General features: G+C 68.6%; 22 protein-coding genes and 1 tRNA gene. 10 read left to right on the top strand and 13 right to left on the bottom strand.

Annotated elements, in window-relative coordinates:
* Nucleotides 1-39: 39 nt before the first annotated feature.
* The 9 genes from ABWV53_RS20115 to ABWV53_RS20075 form a co-directional block, all read right to left on the bottom strand.
* Nucleotides 40-294, bottom strand: coding sequence for a zinc ribbon domain-containing protein (locus tag ABWV53_RS20115; RefSeq protein ID WP_353367916.1), 255 nt, complete (start codon nucleotides 292-294; stop codon nucleotides 40-42).
* Nucleotide 295: 1 nt separating this feature from the next.
* A complete protein-coding gene (locus ABWV53_RS20110) occupies nucleotides 296-1,033 on the bottom strand; it encodes an OmpA family protein (protein ID WP_353367915.1) in 738 nt (245 codons plus the stop codon).
* Entirely contained in the window at nucleotides 1,033-1,716 is a 684-nt protein-coding gene (locus tag ABWV53_RS20105) for a hypothetical protein (protein ID WP_353367914.1), read from the bottom strand. The genes ABWV53_RS20110 and ABWV53_RS20105 overlap by 1 nt, the downstream gene beginning before the upstream one ends.
* A gap of 102 nt (nucleotides 1,717-1,818) precedes the next feature.
* A complete protein-coding gene (locus tag ABWV53_RS20100) occupies nucleotides 1,819-2,310 on the bottom strand; it encodes a hypothetical protein (protein WP_353367913.1) in 492 nt (163 codons plus the stop codon).
* Complete coding sequence (locus ABWV53_RS20095) at nucleotides 2,307-3,194, bottom strand: SEL1-like repeat protein (RefSeq protein WP_353367912.1); 888 nt, start codon at nucleotides 3,192-3,194, stop codon at nucleotides 2,307-2,309. The genes ABWV53_RS20100 and ABWV53_RS20095 overlap by 4 nt, the downstream gene beginning before the upstream one ends.
* Nucleotides 3,194-4,354: a hypothetical protein gene (locus ABWV53_RS20090; protein WP_353367911.1), complete on the bottom strand. Its 1,161-nt coding sequence runs from the start codon at nucleotides 4,352-4,354 to the stop codon at nucleotides 3,194-3,196. The genes ABWV53_RS20095 and ABWV53_RS20090 overlap by 1 nt, the downstream gene beginning before the upstream one ends.
* Before the next feature lie 126 nt (nucleotides 4,355-4,480).
* Nucleotides 4,481-4,936 carry a hypothetical protein gene (locus ABWV53_RS20085; RefSeq protein WP_353367910.1) on the bottom strand — a complete coding sequence of 152 codons (456 nt, stop codon included), beginning with the start codon at nucleotides 4,934-4,936 and terminating at the stop codon, nucleotides 4,481-4,483.
* An 87-nt stretch (nucleotides 4,937-5,023) separates the two neighbouring features.
* Nucleotides 5,024-8,614, bottom strand: coding sequence for a beta strand repeat-containing protein (locus ABWV53_RS20080; protein ID WP_353367909.1), 3,591 nt, complete (start codon nucleotides 8,612-8,614; stop codon nucleotides 5,024-5,026).
* Nucleotides 8,615-8,829: 215 nt separating this feature from the next.
* Nucleotides 8,830-9,189 (bottom strand): hypothetical protein, encoded by a 360-nt coding sequence (locus ABWV53_RS20075; RefSeq protein ID WP_353367908.1) that lies wholly within the window; start codon nucleotides 9,187-9,189, stop codon nucleotides 8,830-8,832.
* A 422-nt stretch (nucleotides 9,190-9,611) separates the two neighbouring features.
* On the opposite strand from ABWV53_RS20075, the gene ABWV53_RS20070 reads away from it, so the two are divergent.
* Entirely contained in the window at nucleotides 9,612-10,220 is a 609-nt protein-coding gene (locus ABWV53_RS20070) for a hypothetical protein (protein WP_353367907.1), read from the top strand.
* A gap of 38 nt (nucleotides 10,221-10,258) precedes the next feature.
* Here ABWV53_RS20070 and ABWV53_RS20065 read toward each other — a convergent pair whose 3' ends face one another.
* Nucleotides 10,259-12,724 (bottom strand): UvrD-helicase domain-containing protein, encoded by a 2,466-nt coding sequence (locus tag ABWV53_RS20065; protein WP_353367906.1) that lies wholly within the window; start codon nucleotides 12,722-12,724, stop codon nucleotides 10,259-10,261.
* Between the two features lie 65 nt (nucleotides 12,725-12,789).
* A complete protein-coding gene (locus tag ABWV53_RS20060; RefSeq protein WP_353367905.1) occupies nucleotides 12,790-13,683 on the bottom strand; it encodes a MurR/RpiR family transcriptional regulator in 894 nt (297 codons plus the stop codon).
* Between the two features lie 225 nt (nucleotides 13,684-13,908).
* Between ABWV53_RS20060 and ABWV53_RS20055 the strand changes: the two genes are divergently transcribed.
* From ABWV53_RS20055 to ABWV53_RS20030, 6 genes are all read left to right on the top strand, one after another.
* Nucleotides 13,909-15,120 (top strand): M20 family metallopeptidase, encoded by a 1,212-nt coding sequence (locus ABWV53_RS20055; RefSeq protein WP_353367904.1) that lies wholly within the window; start codon nucleotides 13,909-13,911, stop codon nucleotides 15,118-15,120.
* 56 nt (nucleotides 15,121-15,176) lie between these two features.
* Entirely contained in the window at nucleotides 15,177-16,220 is a 1,044-nt protein-coding gene (locus ABWV53_RS20050; protein WP_353367903.1) for a tripartite tricarboxylate transporter substrate binding protein BugE, read from the top strand.
* 91 nt (nucleotides 16,221-16,311) lie between these two features.
* Nucleotides 16,312-17,028 carry a hypothetical protein gene (locus ABWV53_RS20045; protein ID WP_353367902.1) on the top strand — a complete coding sequence of 239 codons (717 nt, stop codon included), beginning with the start codon at nucleotides 16,312-16,314 and terminating at the stop codon, nucleotides 17,026-17,028.
* A 221-nt stretch (nucleotides 17,029-17,249) separates the two neighbouring features.
* Nucleotides 17,250-18,227, top strand: coding sequence for a GMP reductase (locus ABWV53_RS20040; protein ID WP_353367901.1), 978 nt, complete (start codon nucleotides 17,250-17,252; stop codon nucleotides 18,225-18,227).
* A gap of 111 nt (nucleotides 18,228-18,338) precedes the next feature.
* Nucleotides 18,339-18,414, top strand: a tRNA-Lys gene (locus tag ABWV53_RS20035).
* A 798-nt stretch (nucleotides 18,415-19,212) separates the two neighbouring features.
* Nucleotides 19,213-20,091, top strand: a complete 879-nt coding sequence (locus ABWV53_RS20030; protein ID WP_353367900.1) for a hypothetical protein — start codon at nucleotides 19,213-19,215, stop codon at nucleotides 20,089-20,091.
* 485 nt (nucleotides 20,092-20,576) lie between these two features.
* On the opposite strand, the gene ABWV53_RS20025 is transcribed toward ABWV53_RS20030, so the two are convergent.
* Together ABWV53_RS20025 and ABWV53_RS20020 are read right to left on the bottom strand one after the other, a co-directional pair.
* Nucleotides 20,577-22,643 carry a hybrid sensor histidine kinase/response regulator gene (locus ABWV53_RS20025; RefSeq protein ID WP_353367899.1) on the bottom strand — a complete coding sequence of 689 codons (2,067 nt, stop codon included), beginning with the start codon at nucleotides 22,641-22,643 and terminating at the stop codon, nucleotides 20,577-20,579.
* Nucleotides 22,644-22,788: 145 nt separating this feature from the next.
* On the bottom strand, nucleotides 22,789-24,096 hold the full coding sequence (locus tag ABWV53_RS20020) for a sensor histidine kinase (RefSeq protein WP_353367898.1): 1,308 nt from the start codon (nucleotides 24,094-24,096) through the stop codon (nucleotides 22,789-22,791).
* A 341-nt stretch (nucleotides 24,097-24,437) separates the two neighbouring features.
* Here ABWV53_RS20020 and ABWV53_RS20015 point away from each other — a divergent pair, with 341 nt between their 5' ends.
* From ABWV53_RS20015 to ABWV53_RS20005, 3 genes are read left to right on the top strand one after another with little or no spacing between them, the layout of a single operon-like run.
* The gene (locus ABWV53_RS20015; protein WP_353367897.1) at nucleotides 24,438-24,665 is read left to right on the top strand and encodes a DUF3606 domain-containing protein; all 228 of its coding nucleotides are present in this window, start codon (nucleotides 24,438-24,440) and stop codon (nucleotides 24,663-24,665) included.
* Complete coding sequence (locus ABWV53_RS20010) at nucleotides 24,628-25,266, top strand: DUF2946 family protein (RefSeq protein WP_353367896.1); 639 nt, start codon at nucleotides 24,628-24,630, stop codon at nucleotides 25,264-25,266. Before ABWV53_RS20015 ends, ABWV53_RS20010 begins: the two co-directional genes overlap by 38 nt.
* 37 nt (nucleotides 25,267-25,303) lie before the next feature.
* The gene (locus tag ABWV53_RS20005; RefSeq protein WP_353367895.1) at nucleotides 25,304-25,804 is read left to right on the top strand and encodes a copper chaperone PCu(A)C; all 501 of its coding nucleotides are present in this window, start codon (nucleotides 25,304-25,306) and stop codon (nucleotides 25,802-25,804) included.
* Nucleotides 25,805-25,890 lie beyond the last annotated feature (86 nt).

Here is a 25,890-nt window from a genome sequence, read left to right as displayed (position 1 = left end):
CCGCGCCCTCGGCGGGCCGGGCCAGGCCAGGCCAGGGGCCTATTTGGTGAACATGAAGTAGCCCAGCACCAGCGCGCCCACGGCGAAGATCAGGCGCGCCAGCCAGGGCACGATCATCCACGCGCCCAGCACCGTGGCGATGCGGCCCCACACGCTGGGCGACTGCCACGCCGGCTGCGGCGCGGGCGCGCCCGGCCGGGCCGTGCCGGCCTGCAGCGGGTAGCCGCAGCCTGGGCAGGCCGGGGCATGCGAGGAGACCTCTCGCGAGCATTCGGGGCAGCGGATCAGGGCCATGTCAGTTCCTTGGTGTGGCGGCGGCAGCGCCGCCGGACGAGAGCGCGCCGATCAGGATCTGCACGCGCCGGTTCTGCTGGCGCCCCTGTGGGTCGTCGCGGCCGTCGGGCTTGGCATTGGGCGCCACCGGCTCGCGCTCGCCCAGGCCACGGGCCACGGGCAGGCGCGAGGTGCGCTGCTGCAAGGCCTGCGCGACGGTCTCTGCACGCCGCAGCGACAGGGCATCGTTGTAGGCGTCGTTGCCCTTGCTGTCGGTGTGGCCCACCACGGTGATGGGGGCCTGCGGGTAGCTCTTGATGAGCTCGGCCGCCTTGTCGAGCGGGCCTGCCGCATCGGGCCGTAGGGTGGCCTTGTCGAAGTCGAACAGCACGTCGGCCGGCAGGTCGACGGAGATGGCCTGCTGCGGCGTGGGCTGCGCCTTCAGCTCCACCAGCAGCGCCCGGGTCTGCTCCAGCCGTGCGCGCGGCACTTCCGCCTCGCGCAGCAGGGTCTGCGGGCCGGCCTGCGGCTGCAGCTGGGTGGAAGGGCCTTGCGATGCCAGCGAGCCGGCGACGGGTTGCGGGCTGAGCTGCGTGCGCGGCGCATCGGGCACCACGCGCAACTGGGTGCTGGCCACCTGCGCCAGGGGCTTGCCGCTGCGCTCCACCACCAGCGACTGGGCGCTGGCCGCGCCACCGGCCAGGCAAGCGCAGGCGGCCAGCACAGCCGGCGCCAGGTGACTGCGGTAGGCGCCTCCCATCAGCCGCCCTGCAGCGGCAGGTCCATCGAGAAGCCGGGCGAGACGATGTTGTCGCCCTGGGCGCCGTCGTTGAACACCAGCTTGAGCTTGCGCGCGGTGGGCGCCACGCTGCCCAGGAAGACGAGCTGGCCGTTGAGCGTTTCACCTTCGCGGATGGTCAGGTCGCGGTTGGTGTCGGGGCGCTTGATGTGCAGCCTGGCGCCCGACTCGTCCTGCAGGTAGGTATCGGCCAGCGCCAGCATGGTGGAGTCGGTGATGCGGTTGGCGAACGAAATGCTCACATCCAGCACCGTGGCGTCGCCGCCGATCTCCACGCTCTTCACGCGCACCGTCACGCCGGCCGGCGCGACGCCCTGCAGGCCCAGCGGCAGCTTGCGCGGGACGGCGGAGGCAGCGGGCGACATGGTGGTGGTGGGCACTTCGGTCGGGGCACCGGCGACGGCCGGCGCCGCAGGGGCTGCGGGAGCGGCCGGAGCCTGGACTGCGACCGCAGGCGTCGCTGGCGTGGCCGGCACCGCTGGCACGGCTGGCGTGGCCGCCACGGCAGGTGCGGACTGGTCCTTGCAGCCGGCCAGCGCGACCATGGCGAGCGCAATGGCCATGGCAGCCGGGCGCACGAGGGCGCGAAGGGCTGTGGGCGCTGGGCGCGTGTCGGTGGAGAGGGCGGTATGGATCAGGTTCATTCCCTTGGCCTTTCTGGTTCCTGTTCGTTATGAAGATGCGGAGTCGCCCCGGCTTGGCAAACGGTGGCGGCCGCAGCCGGCGCGGGCGACCACGCGGTGCGGCTAGCGCACCCGGATGCTGTTGACCTGCGTGCCCGGGCCCGCCGCGGGTGCGGCTTCGCTGCCGTGCCCCGCCGGCGGGCAGGGCCGCACGTCCACGTCGCTGCTGTTGCGGCCTTGCACGATCACAGTCTGCCCCTCCAGGCTCTGCCGGTCGACCTGGATGGAATTGACGGACGCGCCGCCCGGCCCGCAGCCAGTGTGCGTGGCGGTGTTGCCGGTCACCTCGATGCGGTTGCCCTGCCCTGTCACCGGCTTGACCGGCTTCACCGGCTCCACCGGTGCAGCCCGGGTGGACGGAGCGGCGGGTGCGGCCGGAGCCGCAGGAGCGGCACGCTCCCGGCTGCCGCCCTGGGTGCCCGTGCCAGTGGGACCCACCGGGCCGATGGGCCCGACGGGGCCGATCTGGGCTTGCGCCAGGACGGGAGCGAGACACATCACGGCCACGGGCACGACGGACAGGCGGAAGCTGAAACGGGCAGAGGACTGGGTCATGGCATCGGGGTTCCTGGCAAGCGGGTGCCGGGCAGAGGCGCCGCACCGGCGGGCGCTGGCGAGGTCGCAGCCCCGCCGGTTGGAGCCGTGGAGGGCGCCACCTGCCCTGCGCCCGGCAAGCCTCCGCCGGCCGAGGGCAGCACAGGCGCGGCGGGCGACGGTGCTGCGCCGCCGGATTGCCGCTGGCGGACCTGAATTTCCAGCTCCTGCGAGAAGCGCTCGGCGAGCGCCACCTCTTCAGCGGCCATCTGCCCGCCCAGTTCGGTGATGGCACGGGTGGCGTCGGTCGCCGCCCCCATGCCCGGGCTGCCGAGGCGCTCGGCCAGCCTTGCGTAGCCCAGGGCCTTGACGCGGTCCTGCGGCAACCCGGCGCGGCCCTGGCGGTTCATCTCGGAGAGCTGCTGCATGGCGCGCGGATCGCCCCGCACGGCGGCCAGCAGGTACCAGCGGTAGGCCTGGCTGATGTCGGCGATGCCGGAGCGCTGGTTCTGGTAGGCATCGCCCACGAACGACAGCAGTTGCGGGTTCTGCGTGGTCAGCGCCTCCTGCTTGAGCCGCTCGAGCTCGTTGCGGTAGATGGGACCCTGGCAGCCCAGGCCCGCCACGCCCTTCTCGATGGACTGGTTGCAGGCCTCGACGAAGCGGGCGCCCTCCCCGGCGGCCGGCGTGCCGCGCACGGTGGAGGTGGCGGCCGCTGCCGTAGCCGGTGCGGCGGGGGCCGCGTTGCTAGTGCCCGTGGTGCCCGTGGTGCCCGTGGTGCCGGTAGTGACGGTGGTGTTCGGGGCCGAGACCGTCTGCGCCATGGCCGACGCGGCGGCCACGGACAGCCCGGCAGCGCAGCCTGCGGCGCGCAGCCAGCGCCTGGTGAATGCAGGGCGGGCCATCATGTGCCTGCCTTCGCGGCGGGCTGTGCGGCGCCGCTCACAGGCACGGTGGCGGTGGCGGCGTTGGCCGAGCGCGCCTCCCACGACATGGGCACGTTGAAGAAGAGCGGCTCGAAGCCCGACCACTGCATGACGTCGACTTCACCCTTGTCGGCGAAGCGTTCCGAGTACACCTTCTGCAGCGCCGCCTTGGTGGCGTCGTCGTACTTCTGCGTGACCTGCACCGGCTCGCCGTACTTGCGCAGCATGACCTGGATCAGCCCCAGCTTGAGCTCGGGCGTCAGGCCCGTGTAGGCCGCGCGCATGTTCTCGATCACCACCGGGTCGGGCGTGCCGCCCGGGATGCAGCGCCAGTACGGCGTGTTGGTGGCCTTGCCCACCAGTTCCAGCACGCTCAGGTCCACCAGGGTGCGGATGGCCGAGTGGCGGCCCTGCAGGTACTTGCCCTCCATCTTGAAGCCGAACGCGTCGCCGTAGAAGCCCAGGCTGGCGTTGTCCTCGGAGCTGAAGTTAAGCACCTTCACCACGTTCGACGACTGGATGCGCGGCACCATCTGCTGCGTGGAGAAGCTGACCAGGTTCAGGTCGAGCGCCAGCGCCGAGAAGATGGCCGTGCGCTTGACGTCGGCGCCGAGCGTGACCTTGCCGTTGCCGCCGCCGAACTCGATGCCGGCCGAATTCACCCGGCCAGCCCCGGAGATCGCGCGGTCGAATTCGGTCAGGGCGCCGGTGATGAGGAAGTCGGGCATGGTCACGCCGAACTTGGCGCCCAGCTGCGCCTGCGCCACCAGGTAGTCGGGGTGGTAGGGCACGTACACCACGCGCGCGCCGATGCGGTTCACCGCCGTGCGGACCATTTCGGTGATGTCGCCCGGGATTTCAGCGCCGGCCAGCGGGCTCGACAGATTGGTCGCGTCGAGGATGCTGCGCGTCTGCATGTAGATGATGGGGTCGCCATCCTTGTAGACGTCGAGCATGGAGCCGAAGCGGCCGAGCGCCAGCGAATAGGCGCTGAGGTTGGTCACGGGCAGCAGCTTCTCGGCGTCGCGCTCGGCCATCAGCCTGGAGGCATCGTCCAGGGCGTTGCGCGACGTGGCGCAGCCGCCCAACAGAGCCAGCGCCAGCAGCGCGCCTCCCCAACGCAGTGTCGTTTGCATCATGATTTTTGTGGTCTTTGTGTGATTGAAGGAATGGCGCCACGGCGTCGAAGCCCTTTCAGCCCCTGCCGGCGCCCGTGCAGTCTCTCAACCCTGCACGACGAGACGAAGAAAAAACGGAACGAAGGTTCAGCGGGGGGAATTGATGACGGTGATGTTCTCGACCCCGCGGCCTTCCACGAACAGCGTCACGTTGCCGTTGACCGGCCCCTGGATCACGGGGCTCGCGATGCGCAGCGTGCCGTCGGCGCCGCGCTGCACGTCGGAATAGGTGGAGCGGATCACCACGTTGCGCTGGTCCTCCGGCAGCTTCAGCGTGCCGTCGGGCTGCACCAGCGCGCTCTGCTCCACCAGCGCGTTCTGGGCGATGGCGCGGTTGACGCGGGCCTTGGCGCTCACCGAGGGGTAGACGCTGTCCTGCAGCTTCACGCCGCTCTGGTTCGAGTCCTTGTAGTTGCCCAGTTGTTCGTTGTAGTTGACCAGCTGGGCCTGCGCACCCGCCGCGCCGCCGGCCACTGCCAGCGCGCACGCACAGCGGACCCACCAGGCGCTGTAGCGGTGGCTTACCGATACCGTTGTTGTCATGAAGAAAGCTCCTTGTTCGACAAAGAATGGGCTGCTGCGCGCATGCATGACAGGTGGGGAAGGCACGCCACCGGGCGCGCCCTCGCACTACATGCTGAGCAGGTTGACCGCCGGCAAAACGGTCACCGACTGGTTTATCACCCCCGACGACGGAATCGTGTAGGTGTAGCCAGGATTCGCCGCGTAGGCCGCGTTCCCGGCCACCCCGGCAGCCCCGGTGATGGCGCCGCCCACGTTGCGCACGCTGCCCGAGGTGATGCCCACCGCCGCGGCCGAGGTGTTGCCCACGATGGCCACCGTGCCGGTGACGATGCCCTGGTTGATGAGCGAGTTGGAGACGCCGCCGGCCAGGGCGCGGCCCCGGTTGCCCGCGATCAGCACGTTGCCGGTCAGCACGCCCTGGTTGACCACCGAGTTGACGGTGCCGCCCATGGTGGCGCTGCCTTCGTTGCCGGCGATGACGACCCGGCCGGTCAGCTTGCCGCGGTTGTCCACGCTGTTGACGGTGCCGCCGCCCTGTGCGCTGCCCCGGTTGCCCATGATGGCGACGTTCGCGCCCGTCATGCTGCCCCGGTTGCGCACGCTGTTGACCACGCCCGAGCCGGTGACCTGGGCCGTGTTGCCGGCGATCATGATCTGGCTGCCGCCGATGGTGCCGCGGTTGTCCACGCTGTTGGCCGTGCCGCCGCCCCGCACCGACGCCTGGTTGCCCAGGATGGTGATGTTCGAGCCGGCGATGGAGCCGCTGCTGGCCACGCTGTTGGCCATGCCCCGGGTGGCGTTGCCCGAATTGCCCATGATGGTGATCTGGCTGCCCGAGAACCGGCCGTCGCCGGTGACGCTGTTGATGGTGCCGCCGCCCTCCGCGCGGCCCTGGTTGCCCAGCACGGTGATGCTGCCGCCCTGCACGCTGCCCGCCACGTCCACGCTGTTGGCCGTGCCGCCCGTGGAGTGGCCCTGGTTGCCGGCGACCGTCACCGAGGCACCCTGCACCCGGCCCTGCTTCTTCACCCGCACGCTGTTGGCGAGCGCATCGCCCGACCCGGTGCGGGCCGACGCCTGGTTGGCCGCCACCGTCACCGAGGCCGATTGCAGGCTGCCGTCGGTCCGCACGCTGTTGGCCAGCGCGGCCTGGCCGCCGTCGGCCCGCACCGATCCGGCGGTGTTGCCCGTGACGGCGACCTGCACCCCGCGCGCATCGCCGCCGCCCTGCACGAAGCTGTTGGCCGCGGCCAGCCCCTCGGTGGCCGTGACGCCCCCGGCGGTGTTGCCCGCCAGCTGCACGCTGCCGGCCTGCAGGCGGGCCAGCACCTGCACGGCGTTGGCATTGGCCTGGCCCACGCCCTTGCCGAAGGCGGCGAACCCGCCCACCGTGCCCTCGCTGCCTTCGCTGCGCACGCTGGCGGCCGTGTTGCCGGCGATCACCACGCTGGTATCGCCCACCTGGCCGTTCGCGTTGACCGACAGCGCATTGGCATTGACGCGGCCGCCCTGGGCCTGCAGTTGCCGCGCCGTGTTGCCCGCCACCACGGCGGTGCTGCGCGACAGGCCCACCGCGCCGGACCCGTCGAGATAGACCGAGTTGGCCGCCAGCACGCCGTTGCTGTTCGAGCCCACGCCCAGCATCTGCGAGGTGCCCCCCTCCGCCCGGACGCCGTCCGCCGTGTTGCCCGCCAGCACCACGCTGCCGCCCCGCACCGATGCCTGCCGGTAGGCGGCCAGCGCGTTGACCAGTGCCGTGCCGCCGGCCGCCTGCACGTTGCGCGCCGTGTTGCCTGCCACCGTCCAGGAGGCGGAGCGGTCGACCTGGGCGCCGTCGTGCAGCAGCAGCGCATTGGCGGCCGCCCGGGCGCGGGCCTCGCTCGACACCGCGCCCGCCGCGCCTGAGACCGCGCCGCCTTCGGTGCCGATGTCGGTGGCCGTGTTGCCCGCCAGCACGCCGGCGGCCGACAGCCGCGATGCCTGCCCGCCGCCGCTCTCAAGCGCCACGCTGTTGGCCAGCAGGCTGCCGCCGCGCGCGTTCAGCCGCGCCGCGTCGTTGCCGGCCACGGTGACGCCGGAAGCATCGATCTGCGAGCCCGTGACCGCCAGGGTATTGGCGAGCGCCGCCGACTGCTGCGACGCCGAAAAGAGCAGCCCGCCGCCCGCCGAGGCGGCGTAGCCGGTCGAGCGCACGTCCTGCGCCGTGTTGCCCGCCAGGCTCACGGAGGTGCGCTCCGCCCGGCCCTCGCTCAGCAGCACCGCGTTGGCCGCGGCCAGGCCGCCGCTGCCGGACACCTGGCCCGCTGTGTTGGCCGCGAGTGCCAGCGGCACCTGCTCCAGCGTGGACTGGCGGTCGGCCACCAGGCTGTTGGCCACGGCGCGGCCATTGCGCTCGAAGCTGCCGACCACGCCGGCCCCCACCTGGCCGGCCATGCCTGCCGTCTGGATCTGCTCGGCGGTGTTGCCGCTCAACGTGACAGTGCCGCCGCGTACCGTGGCGTCGTCCAGCCAGATGCTGTTGGCCGCGGCGCCGCCGCCGGTGGCCGCCACGTTGCGCGCCGTGTTCGACGCGATGAGGTGCGCCGGGTCGGCATCCAGCCGCCCCCGGTTCACCGACACGGTGTTGGCCAGGGCGGTGGCGGACAGCCGCACATCGGCGAGCGCTCCCTGCAGGATCGACATCTCCCCGCCCCACGCCTGCACCTGGTCGGCCCGGTTGCCGGTCAGGGTGGCGGTGTAGCGCCCTGCGCCGGAGCGGTGGTCGGAGAAGCTGACGGAGTTGGCCAGCGCGCTGCCGCCGGTCGTGACCACGTTGCTGGCCTGGTTCTCAGTCTGCGTGATGCGTGCGCGGGCCAACTCGCTCGATGCGATCGCCACCGTGTTGGCAGCGGCCACGCCGGTCAGGTTGACCTGCCCGATGGTGCCGCGCCCCACGCCGGCCGAGCCGCCACCCGCGCGGACCTCACGGGCCCGGTTGCCGACCTGGGCGATGTCCACGTCGCTCAGCTTGCCGCCGTTCGCCGTCAGCGTGTTGGCCAGGGCCGAGCCGCCGATGGAGGTGACGTCGCTCGCTTCGTTGTCCGCCACGGTCAGCCGGGCCTGGCTGGCATCCGTGCCGTCGAGCAGCACGCTGTTGCCCGAGGCCCGGCCAGGCAGTTGCAGGGAGCCGGTGCCCAGCAGCACCTTGGCGTTGGCACCGAACGCGGAAATGTTCGACGCGCGGTTGCCCAGCACGCTGACCTGCGACGAGGTGAGCGGCCGCGAGCCGCTTCCGCTGGCGATCAGCGCCACGTTGGCCGTGGCCGCGCCGCCCATGGCGTTCACGAAGCCGGTCACCTGGTTGTCCAGCACCTGCACGGCCGTCTGCCGCAACTGCATGCCGGCGAGGCCCGCCACGTTGGCCTGCGCGGTGCCCACCAGGTCGATCTGCGCCCCCACGTTGGCCAGGCCCGACCCCTTGGCGCCACTGCCCAGCACGCGGGCATTGGCGCGGTTGTTCTGCACCCGGACCTCGCTCTGCCCTTCGACCTGCGTGCCCGGGCTGTTCTTGTGCCAGCCCAGGCCACTGAGGATGGACTCCTGTGCTGCGGCACCCAGCGGCACGGCGACGGAAGCCCCGATCAGGCAGACCATGGGCCAGCTGGTCCGCTTGCGCGGGAAATGGCGCGGGGAAGTGGTGGTGGGAGGACGTTGCACGGGACTCCTTCGCTGCGTCGGCCGTGGGCTCGGCGATCGGGGGGACGTTCGGTGGTTTCCGGTGGCGGCTGCCGGCCGTGCGGCGGGCGCTGCCTGGGGGCGCGATGGAAGGGTTCGGCCGCTCTGCGGTGGGCCTTGCCAGGGCGGAGGTCAACCCCGCCACGCCAGGCCCACGGCAGAACGCTGGCGGAGTGGACCGCCAGCGAACCCGTACATCAGTTGATGTTGATGCTGTTGACGTTGGCCGTGCCACCGTAGGCCTTGATGTCGGTGGCTTCGTTGTTGCTCACCGTGATCTCGCTGTTGCGGATCTTGGAGCCGGTGATGTTGATGCTGTTGACGTTGGCAATGCCGTCCATCGAGACCTCTGCGATCTTCATGCCGACCTTGCCGCCGCCGGCGGTAACGTTGGTGGCCTTGTTGCCGGCCACGGTGATGCGGCTGTTGGTGATCTCGGAACCCGCCGAGCCCTTGCCGGACACGAGGCCGGGAACGCTGATGTTGCCGCTCTGGGCAAAAGCGATGCCGCAGGTCATGGACAGGGTGGCGACTGCGGTGATTGCAAGCTTGCGCATGGAGAAATCCTTTCAGGTCGGATGAATCAAACACGGCGACCCGAAATGGGCCGGCAGCGAATTCTTTTCGGTGTGGCGGGTTGCGGCTGTAAATAAAAGTTTCTCCAGCGGACTGTCATAAAGCGCCTTGTCCTACACGAATCGGCCGGTAATCGAGCGCGATTCCCCAAGGAAATGGCAGGAAGAATGGAGACGCCGCCGCTGATACAAAATTATGTGAACAAAGTTACATTCATCCGACGCTGGAGGGGGAGAAAGCGCACTGTCAACCCCGCCAGAATATCAACCGGTTACCGCTTCGATCATTATGAAACCGCAGTGAACATTCAGAATCCGCGATCCGCAGGATGGAATTCACCCCGTATTACCCTGTCCTCCACCCCATCATTCACACAGCCGTCATGAAAACCTTGCAGCCCGTTATGCCCACGACCCGCCTGTTAATCGCCTCGGCATTAATTCCCCTGCTGGCCGCCTGCTCGCCGCGCGAGGGCGAATTCAAAACCGACCACCTGGCCTTCCCGTCCGACGCGCAGGTGACGGCGGCGCTGCAGCAGCAGTTCGCCAGCGACCCGAACAGCGCCTCGGCGCGGGAGCTGGTCAAGACGCTGGGCGGCGAGCAGGGCGAATTGCGCTACCGCATCCAGCGGGTGGTGTACCGGCAGGGCGCGTTCGAGGCGCAGTACGACGCGGTGCTGCACCTGGGCCAGCCGGGCGCGCAGAGCCTGACCGCGCTCTACGCGGGCATGATTCCCGAGGCCGAGCGGCAGAAGCTGAAGGCGCAGACGCTGGAGGCCTACGAGGGCTGGCTGACCCAGCAGGCGGCCAGCGTGGAAAAGAGCGCACCCGACCAGGCCCGCGCGCTGACCCGCACGGTGGAGGTGCTGGGCAAGTGCTACCGCCAGGCGCCGGCGGGCGCGGACGTGGTGGTCATGCAGGGCCTGTCGGCGCTGCTGTCACCGGAGCGCAAGGGCCTCTACGCGGAGAAGCTGCCCTCGGACCGCGCCACCATCCTCTGCCTGCCGACCTGACCCCGGCGCGGCATGGCGCCAAGGCCGATCTCCCCCGGTCAGTCGACGATGGTCAGCTTGGCGATGCTGAGCGCCAGCCACTTGGTGCCGTGGCGGGGGAAGCTGACCTGCGCGCGCGCGTCGTCGCCCGTGCCCTCCAGCGCCAGCACCTTGCCTTCGCCGAACTTGGTGTGGAACACGGCCAGGCCCACGCGCAGGCCATGGGCCGGCGCGGCCTTCTGCACCGGCACCGGCGGGCTGGCGAAGGTCTCTGATTTGAAGCCAAAACCGCCTCTGGCGCCCGATTCATAAGCGCCTCCAGCTATCGATTTAGGAGCATAACTGCCGAAGCCGGCCTGGCGGGGCGTGATCCACTTGAGCGCGGACTCCGGCAACTCGTCGAAGAACCGGCTCTTGATGTGGTAGCGGGTCTGGCCGTGCAGCATGCGGGTCTGCGAATGGCTGAGGTAGAGGCGTTTGCGGGCCCGCGTGATCGCCACATACATCAGCCGGCGCTCTTCCTCCAGCCCTTCGCGGTCGTTCATGGAGTTCTCGTGCGGGAAGAGGCCCTCCTCCATGCCGCCGATGAAGACGGCATCGAACTCCAGCCCCTTGCTGGCGTGCACCGTCATCAGCTGCACGGCGTCCTGCCCGGCCTGCGCCTGGTTGTCGCCGGCCTCCAGCGCGGCATGGGTCAGGAAGGCGGCGAGCGGCGACAGGGTTTCACCCGTGTCGGCGTCCACGACGCCGGCCACGGGCGGCAGCGGCTCGTCGGTCACCGGCTGCGACGGGTCCAGCCCCTGGCTGGCGGGGCTTTGCGACAGGTTGGCGCCGTGCTCGTCCACGGGCAGGGCCACCGCGTCGCGGCCGAAGCCTTCCTGCGTGACGAAGCTCTCCGCCGCGTTGATGAGTTCGTCCAGGTTCTCCAGCCGGTCGGCGCCTTCCTTTTCGCTCCGGTAGTGCTCCACCAGGCCGCTGGACTCCAGCATCTGCCCCAGGATGCCGCGCAGGTTCTGGCCCTGCGTCTGCTCGCGCATCACATCGACCAGCGCGACGAAGGCGCCCAGGTTGGCGCCTGCCTTGCCCGGCACCGCGCTCACCGCGTCGTGCAGCGAGCAGCCGGCGCTGCGCGCCGCGTCCTGCAGCACTTCGATGCTGCGCGCGCCGATGCCGCGCGGCGGGAAATTGACCACGCGCAGAAAGCTCGTATCGTCGTGCGGGTTCTCCAGCAGGCGCAGGTAGGCCAGCGCGTGCTTGATTTCGGCGCGTTCGAAAAAGCGCAGGCCGCCGTAGACGCGGTAGGGCACGGACGCATTGAAGAGCGCCGATTCGATCACCCGGCTCTGCGCGTTGCTGCGGTAGAGCACGGCGATCTCCTTGCGCTCGAAGCCGTCGCTCTTCACCAGTTGCTTGATCTCGTCGACCATCCACTGCGCTTCGGCCAGGTCGGTGCTCGATTCGTACACCCGCACCGGCTCGCCCGGGCCCTGCGTAGTGCGCAGGTTCTTGCCCAGGCGGCGGCTGTTGTTGCTGATGAGCGCGTTGGCCGAGTCGAGGATGTTGCTGTAGCTGCGGTAGTTCTGCTCCAGCTTGATCTGGCGCTCGACGCCGAACTCACGCACGAAGTCGGCCATGTTGCCCACCCGGGCGCCGCGAAAGGCATAGATGCTCTGGTCGTCGTCGCCCACCGCGATCACGCTGCCGCGCGACTGGAAGCGCCCGTCCACCGTGTCGCCCGCCAGTTGCTTGAGCCATGCGTACTGCAGCTTGTTGGTGTCCTGGAACTCGTCCACCAGAATGTGCTGGAACCGGCGCTGGTAGTGCTCACGGATCGGGTTGTTGTCACGCAGCAGCTCGAAGCTGCGCAGCATCAGCTCGCCGAAATCGACCACGCCTTCGCGCTGGCATTGCTCCTCGTAGAGCTGGTAGAGCTCGACCTTCTTGCGGCTGTCGGCATCGCGCGTTTCCACGTCGCCCGGGCGCAGGCCCTCTTCCTTGCAGCCGCTGATGAAATACGCGACCTGCTTCGGCGGAAAGCGCTCCTCGTCGATGTTGAACTGCTTGCACAGGCGCTTGACGGCCGAGAGCATGTCCTGCGTGTCCAGGATCTGGAACGACTGCGGCAGCCCCGCCAGCTTGTAGTGCGCCCGCAGCAGGCGGTTGCACAGGCCGTGGAAGGTGCCGATCCACATGCCGCGCACGCTCACCGGCAGCATGGCCGAGAGCCGCGCCGCCATTTCCTTGGCCGCCTTGTTGGTGAAGGTGACGGCCAGGATGCCGCCGGGCGTGGCGTAGCCGTTTTGCAGCAGCCACGCGATGCGGGTGGTCAGCACGCGGGTCTTGCCCGAGCCGGCGCCCGCCAGGATGAGGGCATGCCCCGCCGGCAGCGTGACGGCGGCCAGTTGCTCGTCGTTCAGGTTCTGCAGCAGGGGCGAGCTGGCGGGGTCGATGCGCGGCGCCGGGCCGGCCTCGCCAGCACCGAAAGGCGCGTCGGGCGCGCCGGAAAACAGGTCGTGTGGGAGCATTCCGCCATTGTAGGAAGCCGCCCGTTCGCGGGTGCCCGCAGGGGCGTTCGCGGCAGCGGCCGCCTCTACTTCATGCGGCGCGGCGTGGGCGTGCGCCGCAGCCCGTCCACCGCATCGGCCTCGAAGCCCTTCCACAGCGCGTCGCGCCGCTCCAGCGCCCGCGCCACCTCATCGGGGCGCAGCTGGGCCACGGCGGACACGAGCGCGTTGGCCAGGAAGAACGCGGCGGTGTAGGAATCGAACGGCGAGGCATTGGCCGTGCCCACCAGCAGGGTGTGGTCGGCGCAGGCCACGATGGGCGCGGCCACGCTGTCGGTGATGGCCAGCACCGGGCAGCCCTGGCCGCGGAAATGCCGCGCCGCCAGCAAGGCGCCGTTGGAATAGCGGCGGATGGTGAACACCAGCAGCACGTCCTGCGGTTGCACCCACAGGAGCCGGTCCACGGCGAACGGCGCGCCCAGGCCCAGCTCCTGCACGCCCGGGCGGCACATGTTCAGGTGCGTGGTGAGGTATGACGCGACCGGCGCGCTGTTCTTCTCCGCCATGACGAGCACCCGGCCGGTGCAGTCGCTCACCGTGCGGGCGAAGGCCTCGAACACCGCCATGTCCAGCCCCTGGCGCGTGGCGGCGATGTTGTGCTGGTCGTGCAGCGCGGCGTCGTCCACGCATTCGGCCAGGCTGCGCGCGCTGCCGATGGTGGCGGGCGTGCGCTGCGCGGGCGTCTGCAGCAGCGCGGTGACCTCGGTGCGCGCCTCGCGCCGCACCTCGGCCAGGCTGGCATAGCCCAGCTTGGCGAAGAGCCGCACCACCGTCGAGGCGCTGGTGCCGGCGCGGGCGGCCATGGCGCTGGCCGAGTCGAGCAGGCCGTCGGGATAGTGGCGTAGCAGATGGTCGGCCAGCGCTCGCTCGCTGGCCGTGAGCGCCGCGGCCTGGAGAAGCAATCGGTCGGTAAGGAGCATGGGGAGATTGGGGTTGGAAGGCGTGGCAAACAGGTCGGGGAGCGCGGTCGCCGCAGCATAGCGGGACGCCACCGACGCCCCCAGCCAGGGAAGTCATGGCCATGAACATTGCAATGAACATTGCAATGCCTCTATCATTCCTGAAATATTCATTTCAATCAGCCGCACGGCCGCATGCCCTTCACGGGGCGTGGGCTGCCCCACTGCGAACCGACACCCCTCCCGATGACCACAGCCACGCCCGCCGACCCGACCACCCCCTCGCCCGCATCGGTGCCTTCCACCGCCGCGCCCTTGCTCGACTGGCTGGCGTCGCAGGAATCCGCCATGTTCGACCTGCTGGCCCAGGTGGTGAACGTGGACAGCGGCAGCGGCCAGGAGGCCGGCGTGCGCCAGGTGGCGGCCCTGCTGCGCTCGCGGCTGCAATCCGCCGGCATCGCGGTGCAGACGCTGCCCGAGCCGGGCTGGGGCGAGTGCCTGCTGGCGCGCCTTCCCGCCGCCCACGGCGCCGACCCGGCCACGGAGCCCGGCCACCTGCAGCTGATGGGGCACATGGACACGGTGTTTCCGGCCGGCACGGTGGCCCAGCGGCCCTGGCGCGTCGAGGGCGGCAAGGCCTTCGGCCCCGGTGTGGCCGACATGAAGTCCGGCCTGGTGATGAATGTCTTCGTGCTCGAGGCGCTGGCGCGCTTCGGCGGCAACGCGTCGCCGGTGCAGCTGTTTTTCTCGTGCGACGAGGAAGTGGGCTCGCCCGCCTGCCGCACGGTGATCCGCGAGATCTCGCAGGGCGCGCGCGCCGTGCTGAACGCCGAGCCGGGCCGCATCACCGGCAACGTGGTGAACCAGCGCAAGGGCTCCTACCGCATCGACTTCGAGGTGCAGGGCGTGGCGGCGCATGCCGGCATCAACCCGGCGCAGGGCGCCAGCGCCATCGATGCGCTGGCCCGCAAGATCCTGGCGCTGCACGCGCTCAACGACGCGGAGCCCGGCATCACGGTGAACGTGGGCTGGGTGCAGGGCGGCATGGCCTCGAACGTGGTGGCACCGCTCGCCAGCGCGCACGTCGATCTGCGCTACACGGCCGAGAACGACGTCGATTCCATCCTGGCGCGCATCCGGGCGGTGATCGAGGAGGAGTCGCTGCCGCGCACCAGCGGCCGCATCGTGCAGCAGACCGGCACGCTGCCGATGGCGCGCACGCCGGACGCGCTGCTGCAGGCCTACCAGCGCTCGGCCGAACGCATCGGCTTCACCGTGGAGGGCGAATTCACGGGCGGCGCGGCCGACAGCGGCATCACCTCGTCGATGGGCATTCCCACGCTCTGCGCGCTGGGCCCGGTGGGCGGCTACGCCCACAGCGAGCGCGAGTTCTGCGATCTGTCCACCTTCGTGCCGCGTGCCCAGGCGCTGGCGCTGACCCTGCTGGCGTTGCGCTGACGCGCCTCTCCCCTCCGGCTTTGCTTTTCGTTCCTTTGACTCCTGACTCGTTCACCATGCTCCGTCCCGACACGCTCCTGGCCCCCGCCTCCACTTTTGCAAATCCGTCCCGCCGCCAGTTGCTGGGCGCCGGCATGGGCCTGGCCCTGTCGGGTGTCGCCGGGCTCGCCGCCCTGCCCGCCCGGGCCGCCGACGGCAAGTACCCCGCCCGGCCGATCACGCTGGTGGTGCCGTTCCCGCCCGGCGGCTCGGTGGACGTGATGGCCCGCCAGTACACCGAGCCGCTCGGCCGCATCCTGGGCGTGCCGATCGTCATCGACAACAAGCCCGGCGCGGGCGGCTCCATCGGCACGCAGTTCGTGGCCCGGTCCAAGGCCGACGGGTACACGCTGATCGCGTCGTCGCAAAGCAGCCATCTGGCCAACCCGCTGGTGCAGCCCAACCTGGGCTACGACCCGATCAAGGACTTCGAGAACATCGCCATGATGGGCCGCCAGCCCAACGTGCTGCTGGTGCACCCCAGCGTGCCGGCGAAGACCTTCGCGGAATTCGTCGCCTACCTCAAGGCCCAGGGCGGCCAGGTGAACTTTGCCAGCGCGGGCGCCGGCAGCATGGGCCAGCTGAACGCCGAGGCCTTCCTGCTCGCCACCGGCACGCGCGCGGTGCACATCCCGTACCGCGGCGGCTCCCCGCACGTGACGGCGGTGTTGGCCAATGAAGTGCAGTTCATCTTCGACAACCTGGTCACCTTCCTGCCGCACATCCAGGCCGGCAAGCTGCGCGCCCTGGCGGTGGCCTCGCCCGCACGCATCGCCCAGCTGCCCGATGTGCCCACCTTCGCCGAGCTCGGCCACCCCAGCCTGAATCAGACCTCGTGGACCGGCATCGCCGCGCCCGCCGGCACGCCCGAGGCCGTGGTGCAGGCGCTGCACAAGGCCATCCGCACCGTGGCCACCGAGCCGGCCATGGTCGAGAACCTGAAGACCCGGGGCGTGATTCCGCCCGAGGAGATGAGCCCGGCGGCGTTCGAGAAGATGATGTCCGAGCGGCTGGTGAGCTACGGCGAGGTGGTGCGCCGCGCGAACATCAAGCCGGAATGAGCCGCCCGGGCTGACCGGCGGGACGGCTCCCGTCGCGGCAGGCTGGCAGCGCTTGTGGGAACATGGCGCACCGCCGCTTCTTGCACCCGCCATGCGCCTCCTGCTCGCCTCCGCCCTCATCGCCAGCGCCCCGCTGCTGGCGCATGCCCAATCCACGTGCACGAGTGACGGCCAGTCCCAGCCGGTCGCGCTGGTGGAGCGGTTCATCAATGCCGACTGCGCGCGCTGCTGGGCGGAGTCCACCACGCACATCCCGGGCCCGTCGGCGCTGCTGGTGGACTGGATCGTGCCCAGCGCCGCCCAGGGCGACGAAGCCCCGTTGTCCGCCGCGGCCACGCGCGACGCGCTGGAACGCCTGCAGCAACTGGGTCGCCCGGTGCCCGCCGCGACGGACACCCATGTGAGCGAGGTGGCGACGCCCGCCTCGGCACCGGCCTCGGGCCGACTGCGGGTGATGGTCGGCCCTGCGGTGAACGACTACCGGGGCACGTCCATCAGCCTGGGGCGCGACGCCCGCCGGGCCATGCCCGCTGCGGAGTACCGCTACACGCTGCTGCTGGTCGAGAGCATTCCCGCCGGCACCGAAGGCGCCACCGCGCCCCGCCATCTGGTGCGAAACATGCTGCAAGGCCCATGGAATGAGCGCATGCAGCTACCAAAAGAAGAGCAATGGCTCTGGAAGGAGAGCCGCTCCATGCGCCTGCCGGACGGCGCGGACGCGAGCCGCACACGCGTGGTCGGCTGGCTGGAAGATGCCGCCGGCCAGGCCGTGGCCGCCGCGCAATCGGTGTGCCCTGCCCCGCAGTGACGCCACGCCGCCGTGCAGCCCCGCGCGCGGTACGGCCTTCCCCTCAGGGGTAGAATCAATCACCGGGCCCAAGTATTTTGGTGTCCGGTTTTTTTTGGGTGCCTGCGCTCAGCAGGGTCCGGCGACGCCGCACGGCGCGCCCACCGAACCGGTCTCCAAGCCAAGCGCCCCATCGCGGGGGAATGTCTCTCCCGCGACCTTTCACAGGAGCTTGGGATCTCATGGAAATCTTCGACTACGACAACGTTCTTCTGCTGCCGCGCAAGTGCCGGGTGGAAAGCCGGTCCGAGTGCGACGCCAGCGTGACGCTGGGCACGCGCACGTTCCGCCTGCCTGTGGTGCCGGCCAACATGAAGACCGTGGTGGACGAAAAAATCTGCCGCTGGCTGGCGGACAACGGGTACTTCTACGTCATGCACCGGTTCGACCTGGACAACGTGCAGTTCGTGCGCGACATGCATGCGGCCGGCAGCTTCGCGTCGATATCGCTGGGCGTGAAGGCGCCCGACTACGCCACGGTGGACACGCTGGCGGCCGAAGGCCTGGTGCCCGAATACATCACCATCGACATCGCGCACGGCCACGCCGACAGCGTGAAGAACATGATCGGCTACCTGAAGGAGAAGCTGCCGGGCTCCTTCGTCATCGCCGGCAACGTGGCCACGCCCGAAGCCGTGATCGACCTGGAAACCTGGGGCGCCGACGCGACCAAGGTGGGCGTGGGCCCGGGCAAGGTGTGCATCACCAAGCTCAAGACGGGCTTCGGCACCGGCGGCTGGCAGCTGTCGGCGCTCAAGTGGTGCGCCCGCGTGGCCACCAAGCCCATCATCGCGGACGGCGGCATCCGCAGCCACGGCGACATTGCCAAGAGCATCCGCTTCGGCGCGACCATGGTCATGATCGGCTCGCTGTTCGCCGGCCATGAAGAATCCCCGGGCCAAACGGTGGAGGTCGACGGCGAGCGGTTCAAGGAATACTATGGCTCGGCCAGCGACTTCAACAAGGGCGAATACAAGCACGTCGAGGGCAAGCGCATCCTGGAACCCATCAAGGGCACGCTAGCCAGCACCCTGACTGAGATGGAGCAGGACGTGCAGAGCTCGATCAGCTACGCCGGCGGCACCAAGCTGATGGACGTGCGCAAGGTGAACTACGTGATCCTGGGCGGCGACAACGCGGGCGAGCATCTGCTGATGTGAACGCCGGGGCTGGGCCCAGGGCCCGCAGATTTTTCTGCAGCTCTTGCGCCCAGCCAAAAAACTAGTGCATAATTCGAGTCTCTGCTGCAACGCAGACAAGTTTTCAAAAGTGGGTTCTTAGCTCAGTTGGTAGAGCAGCGGACTCTTAATCCGTAGGTCGAGTGTTCGAGTCACTCAGGACCCACCACTTACAAGCCGCAAGGCCACTAAAGCCGATGCTATTCAAACGATAGCGTCGGCTTTTTTCGTTGGCTTGCGTATGAGACGTTTTTTGTGATGCATCACATATACAGTTAGGTGACAACGCCGCATCGATCGCTTGGCTGACGCACTTCGAACACAAGACAGCCCCTCGGCAAACAATTGGACCTGGGGCCCGACCGCAACTGTTGTGGACTGACGAGCCGGGCATCCGCCACCTTTGACCGGTATGGTGCGCTGCAGCCGACATACCCAGGCTCAGGAGTGCTGCACCATTTCCTCCCGCTCCGCCACAACGGCCTTAAGCTTGGGTAGAGCGCTATTACTTCGGCATCGCGTATTGCATCAGACTTGCCCAAGGTTGCCTACCGCTTTTACGAGCCAGCGATTCAGTAGGCTGCGCACGAGATGCAGGGCTCCGCTGAATGAGGCTCTACTGACCCTAATGGGCCAAATCTCTGGTTGGAGCGAGAGGCGAGTTCAGCTGCTACCTGCACATTTTAAACAAGGCTCAGTCTAAATAGCTGAGCCGGGAAAGCCCACCGGACGCGCATCGAGCATGGCTCGCGCGACGGCGCAAGCGCAAGACAACTGCTGCGCGGGCAACGCAGGCTTAAATTCAGAGCTTCGCACGAGCGAAAGGGACGGCGGCGCCCAAGGCTACGCGCCAAGGCGCCCCGCGCACCCCATGCAGAGCAGCACCCTTCGTCAACATTTAGTACAACCCGCACTGCGTCGTTGCAAAGAACTGTCAAAAACGGGTTCAGATGACAAAAGTTGACGATTGCAACAGAAATATCTTGTTGCAGTCTTGATTGATCTGGTCAATCAGAGTTTAATTTTGGTAGTGCAACTGTGCGTGCGCTGCCATCTCTACAGGTTTGACATGTCTTCAAGTTTTGCCAGAAACATTTTGGCGTCTACGGCAGTCCTAGCGCTGCTCTTTTCCGCTGCCGCTTCAGCGGCAACCTTCCAAACTTTTGTGGACGATGAGCCCGGATTTCAGGCGGCTCTCGGCTCCGCCACCGTGGTTCGGTCGGAGAGCTTTGCCACCGCTGTCGACCAAGCTCAGGTGGCTGCAGCTGGCGCTTCCGGAGACGTTTGGAACGGCTTCACAATCAACAAATTCGGCTCTGGCGGACAGCTTGGTGGCTCGCGGTATTGCACTGATTTGGGGGGCGCGAACTGCGTGAATTGGAACCCCACGACGCCTCGTGTGCCGGGGCTGTTCGGAGATATGGCGCCCAATGCCGGAGTTTCGATCAAGCCTACCGTCTCGACCACTGCGGGCATGAGCTTCAGCTTCGTTGACTGGAATGATGGTGCACAGAAGTCGGCGTTGACAATCCTCGCAAGCGATGGCACCAGCACGGTCGTCACAGGACCGACAAATCCGGCTGGAGCTCCACCGAAGACTTTCGGGGTGGTGTTATCCCAAGCTGATCTTGCCGCCGGACGCTACATCACGGAACTGCGTTGGCTCGGCATTCCGGCCCAGCCGCAGTCCGAAGCAGTGGGTTTCTACAATTTCAGGTCGTTCAGCAACCCGCGCTTGGAGTCAACGACTCCTAGACCGGTCCCTTCACTGCAGGCTTGGGCACTCATGATTCTTGGTGGCTTGCTCGCACTGATCGCCGTTACTCGCTTGCCTCGCCGCCGCTGAGGCGTTGGAAAAGCTCAACTGCTCTGTCGCGATCGGCCCCCGGGCACGCCTTCAGCGCCGCCCCAACTGCACCTCATAGCCCCCCGCCGTTTGATCTCCGCCATCGCAGCACGCGCGACATCGTCCAGCGACACTGGTAGGAATGGGGTCGGGAAAACTTAGTTGCCGCGCCTGCCCTAAAGGCCTGAAGGCCTGAAGGCCTGAAGGCCTGAAGGCCCAGTGGCCTAGTCGCACGGGGACTTGCTGGCGCTCGCTTCGGCATGCCGCAACAGTTCAGTGGTTCTTTCCAGTGCCTCGGCCGTTTCCGCCATCTGTTGCCCGATCTCATCAGTGCGCTCTACGGCTGCCAGAACATCGGGATTCGCCCGAGGCTCAGCAACACGCGTGCTGAACACCGCCGCCACCTGTCGTTAACCAACGTGCAAGGATGCGGCGGCAAGCCGCCCTTCTGGCCGCACATCGCCTCTCGACACCCGCACTACGGCTCAGCGAACCGTCGCTTCAGACCCCATCCATCCATCGATCAACGCCAGCAGCCGTTCCGGATCCACCGGCTTGGTAATGTGGTCGTCGAAACCGGCGGACGCCGTCTTCTCGCGGTCCTGCCGTGTGCCCCAGCCAGTGAGCGCGATGATGCGCACGCCGGCCAGACTTTGATCCGCACGCAGGCGTTGCGCGACCGCATAGCCGTCCATGACGGGCATGCCGATGTCGAGCAGCACGAGCTGCGGCTTCCAGTGCTCGACCAGGCGCAGCGCCTGCAGTCCGTCGGCGGCGCCTTGCACGGTGTGGCCGCGCGCGGTGATGAGCTCGACCAGGGTGGCCAGCCCGTCGGAGTTGTCTTCCACGACGAGCACACGGCCGGGCTGCGCGGACTGCGTGGCTGTTGACGGCTCTTGCACCGCACCATCGCCGACAGCCAGCGGCAACTCGACCTGGAACGTGCTGCCTCGGCCCAGCCCTTCGCTGCGCACGCCGACCGTGCCGCCGTGCATTTCGACCAGGCTGCGGACCAGCGACAGGCCGATGCCCAGGCCGCCATGCGCCTTTTGCCCGGTATGGCTGAGCTGCGTGAACAGCTGGAACAGCCGCTTCTGGTCCTGCGGCGGAATGCCCATGCCGTTGTCCGACAGTTCGATGACCACCCGGTCGCGCTCCACCCAGGCAGCGAGCCGGATGTCGCCCCCATCGGGGGTGTACTTGCAGGCGTTGTTGAGCAGGTTGGTCAACACCTGGACGAGCCGTGTCGGGTCCGCATGGACGGGTGCCTGCTGCGCCGGCAGTTGCACGCTCAGGTGGTGCCCAGCCGATTCCACCAGGGGTGCGGCGGCCTCCAGGGCCTGCGTCAACAGGGGCGCCAGGTCCACCACTTCCCGCTTCAACTCGATCAGGCCACGGCTGATGCGGGAGACGTCCAGCAAATCGTCCACCAGCCGCACCATGTGGTTGGCCTGCCGCTCGATTACCTCGACCCGCCGCGCCTGGCGTTCCGGGTCCCGGTCGCGCTTCATCAAGGCCACCGCGTACAGCATGGGCGCAATGGGGTTGCGCAGCTCATGCGCGAGGGTCACCAGGAACTCGTCTTTGCGCCGGTCCTGCTCGCGCAGCATCGCGGCGTCGCGCACGCGCTCGATGTGCGTCCAGCAGCGCTCCACCACGTCGCTGATGATGCGCAATTCCGCCTCGGACCACTGGCGTGGGCTCGCCTGTTGCACGGCCATCATGGCCACCAGGCGGCCGCCCTTGACCAGCGCCGCGCACACGAGGGCCTTGATGCCCATGGCGTTGCACAGGGCCACCGCGCTGTCCTCGGACGACTCCTGGTCGACGTCGTTGACCACCACGGAGTGACCGCGCCGCAAGTGGGCGATGGCCCGCGCGCCGAACAGCGAGAGGGGGTACACCCCGACGCAGGGAGGAACGCCCGCTTCGGACCAATGGCCGAGGATGGTGAACTGATCGCCAGCCGGCTCGACATCGGTGTAGGCGCAGCGGGTGGCGCCGAGATGCTCGCCCAGCAGCTGCGCCGTGACCTGCATGACGTCGGCCGCGTCTATCAGCGGGCGTGTAGCGCGTTCGATGCTGCCGAGCAGCTGCACCCGCTCCTGGACCTGCCGCTGCAGCGCTTCGGCCCGCTTGCGCGCCGTGATGTCGATCACGGTGCCGATGGCGCGCACGCACCGGCCCGTTTCGTCGAACACGCCGCGCCCCTTGGCGGCCACCCACCGCACGACGCCGTCCTCGCGGCCGATGGCGCGGTATTCCACGTCGTACACGGTGCGCAACAATGGGTCCTGGGCGGCCGCGAAGGCATCGAGCACGCGGGGCGCGTCTTCCGGGTGCAGAGCCTGCGCGAAGTCATCGAGTGTCACGTTGCGCCCGGGCGACATGCCGAACATGGCTTTGACGCGTTCAGGCCAGTACACCTTCCCGGTGGCGATATCGACGTCCCACAGCCCGATGTCGGCCGCCTCAATGGCAAGGCGCAACTGTTCTTCCTTGTTGTGCCAGGGAAGGGGATCGGTCGGTTCGTCGTGAGGGGTAAGTTGCATCGCTGGCATCTGTACAACCGCGCGGCCTGTGCGCCTGATACGCCATTGTCATATTGCCATGCCTGCAGCGCATGAGGATGGCCTTGCGTCGTGGAGGCCTAACTCCGGCGGCCGGCCCCGGACTGCCGCAGCGTGGGCCGAGCCTTCAACCGACCGCAGTCCCGGTCGGCTCCCGGGGAATGCGCACGGTGAAGGTCGCCCCGCACCCCAGGCCGGCGCTGGCCGCCCGCACCGTGCCGTGGTGCAGTTCCACCACCCGTTGGACCAGGGCGAGGCCGATTCCCATGCCGTCTGCCGCCACCAAGGACTTGCGGTCGACCTGCGCGTACAGCTCGAAGATGCGGCCGAGCTGGTCGGCGGACAAGCCGATGCCGGTATCGGCGACGTGCAGCTCGATGTGGCGATCGTCGGGGGTGGCCGACAGCGTGATGACCCCGCCCTGCGGGCTGTACTTGATGGCATTGGTCAGCAGGTTGACCAGCACCTGGATCATCTTGGCCGAGTCCGCGTGAATGAGCAGCCCCGGATCGCTGGGGTGCAGCACCAAACGGTGTCCAGCGGCCTCTGCCTGCGCCTGCACGGCCTGTGCCGAGGCCAGCAGCAGGTCGGAGACGCGGCAGTCGTCCAGCCTGAGTTCCATGATGCCCAGGCGGATCTTGCCCAGCTCGACCAGGTCTTCCACCATCACCGACATGCGGCGCAACTGCGCACGGATCACGTCGAGCGGCTTCAGCTCGTCGCCCGGCTTGGCGCGGTTGCGCAGCACCGATTCCGCCAGGGCGATCGAGCCGAGCGGGTTGCGCAATTCGTGCGCCAGCGACAGGATGAAGTTCTCCACCCGCTCTTCCTGCAGCGCCTGCTCGGCAGCCGCCTGCCGGGCCTCCCGCGCGTCCATCAACGACTTGACCGCGGCACCCACGAAGACCGCCAGGTTTTCGCAGACGCGGGCATCCTGCCGGGTAAAGCCCTGGCTGCTGTCGTGCATGGCCACCCACAGGGCGCCCACCGCCACGCCCTCGAGCGTCACCACCGGCACCAGCAAACGCTCAGTCAACGCGGGAATGTCTTCCTGGCCGGGCAACTCCCCCATCGGCGGGGCAATGAGTACCGCCGTGCCCGCCTCGAGGCAAATGGCGCAGGCGCTGGCCTCCCGAGGCAGCGCTCGGGACTCCTGCGACTGCAGCAAGCCTTTCACGGTCTTCCACCGAAAGACGGGACCCAGGCGTTCGTCTCGCTCCAGCAGGCTGATGCCGGCGGACTGGGCGCCGGTCAGTTCCAGCGCGACCTGCGTGACCCGCCCCATCAGGTCATCGGGCGAAGTGGCCAGCACGGATGCCAGGCGCATCAGCGCGGCAATCTGGGTGGGGTCCTGGTCCTGACGCGAAGGCCGCTGGTCCAGCAACTCCGTCAGCAGCCGCATGTCGCGGGGGTTGGTGCTCAATGAAGCAAGCATGAGGCCTCCAACCTCTGGTGTGCAAACGACGGTTATACCTGTGTTTAACCGCAGTTCGTTGCGTCTTTTGACATTGCGGACGGAGCGGCTCTGTGCATCGGGCCGCGCTTCGCAACATGACGAGTATGGCAGCGGTATTGCCGATTCTGCGCAGGCCCCAAGGGAATCCCGCGAGGCGGGAGAAGCATGGCCTCATCGGTGTTTCATTCAAGCTCGTGGAGAGCCAGCGCCTTTACCTACAGCCAGCATCGCCCTGCGCCGCCAACCCCGACTGCACTCCGCGCCCACCATCCCTGTACGAGTTCGCCGAACACCCCCAACCCCTTGAGCCGGAGTACCTCATGAACCAGCCCCACGCCCCCAATGCAGTTGCCGCCGACAGCATCCCCTTGAGCGATACGGCGGCCGTGTCGCAATGGGCGAGCAAGCTCGACGTGACCGAGCAGCAGATCAAGGACGCCGTCGCAGAGGTAGGTGACAAGGCTTCCGACGTCGAGATGCACCTGAAGGGCACCCGCAGCACAACCAACGATGACCGGATTGAGCAGGCCGGCGCAGGCACAGACTGACCACGCAGTCGGGGCTGCGGCACGAACTCTCTCTGCCAGCCGAGCCTCGACAACGCGCAGGACTGCGTCCTGGTTTCGAGCCGCACCCTCTGTCGCCTGCACGTACATCGGCATCGGGCGATCCCGCCATAATCGCGGCACCATGCCGCGTGCCTTGCGCATTTTCCGTCCCGCAGTTCGCCATGCGCGGTGGGTGCTGGCGTGCTTCTTCACGCTGATCCTGGCAGCCAACCTGTCGCCCCTCGTGCGACGCCTGGCCGATGCGGCACCTGCCGGCTGGTCTGCCATTTGTTCCGGCGCCGGGGCCTCGCCCCGCTCACCGGCAGCCGGGGGCAGCGATGCGCCTCCTCTCGCCCACACCCTGGATTGCCCGCTGTGCATGGGGCCGGCACTGGGGCGGGCGCTCGCGTTCATGGGGCATGCGCAAGCGGCTCGCGCTGGAGAGCCCGCACTCGTGGCCACCGCTGCTCCGGCGGCACCGCAATCCCGCGCCGCCATGCCTCCTCGGGGGCCGCCCGCCGCCATCGTTGCCCATGGGCATCCATACCTTTCCGTCGGCAGCCCGGCTGCTGGCGACTTTCTTGCGCGTCAACCCGGCTGACCGACGCGCCCGCCGCACAACCTTAAGACATCGAGACATGAAGCATTTCATTACCCCCTTCTCCCTCGGCCTTGGCATGGCGCTCGCCAGCGCGGCCGGCCTCGCGCAGGCGCAGGTGACCGTGCAGGACGCCTGGGTCCGCGCCACCGTGCCCCAGCAAAAAGCCACCGGTGCGTTCATGCGCCTGCAGTCCAGCAAGGACACGCGCCTGGTCTCGATCAGCACGCCGGCGGCGCCGGTGGCGGAAGTCCACGAAATGAAGATGGTGGACAACGTGATGAAGATGCGCGCCGTGCCCGGCCTGCCGCTGCCTGCCGGCCAGCCGGTCGAGCTGTCGCCGGGCGGATTCCACGTCATGCTGATGGACCTACCGGCGCAGGTGAAGCAGGGCGACACCGTCCCGCTGACGCTCGTCTTCGAGGGCAAGGACGGCCAGCGTGAAACGGTGCAAGTCCAGGCGCAGGCGCGTGGCGTGGGCGCGGGAGCCGCAGCGGCGGCGCCGGGCAATGCCCCTCACGGCGGGGCTCACAAGCACTGACCGAAGCCGCAGCGCCGGGCCATGAGAACGGGCGCAATCACCCCCTGCACCTTTCCTGGACCGGCACCGAGGTCACGCTGCCGCAC

Origin of the sequence: Acidovorax sp. FG27 (genome assembly GCF_040365715.1) — a bacterium.
In the GTDB taxonomy this organism is placed as follows: Bacteria; Pseudomonadota; Gammaproteobacteria; order Burkholderiales; family Burkholderiaceae_C; genus Paracidovorax.
The sequence above is the reverse complement of the archived record's forward strand: the minus strand, read 5'-3'. Positions and strand labels throughout refer to the sequence as shown.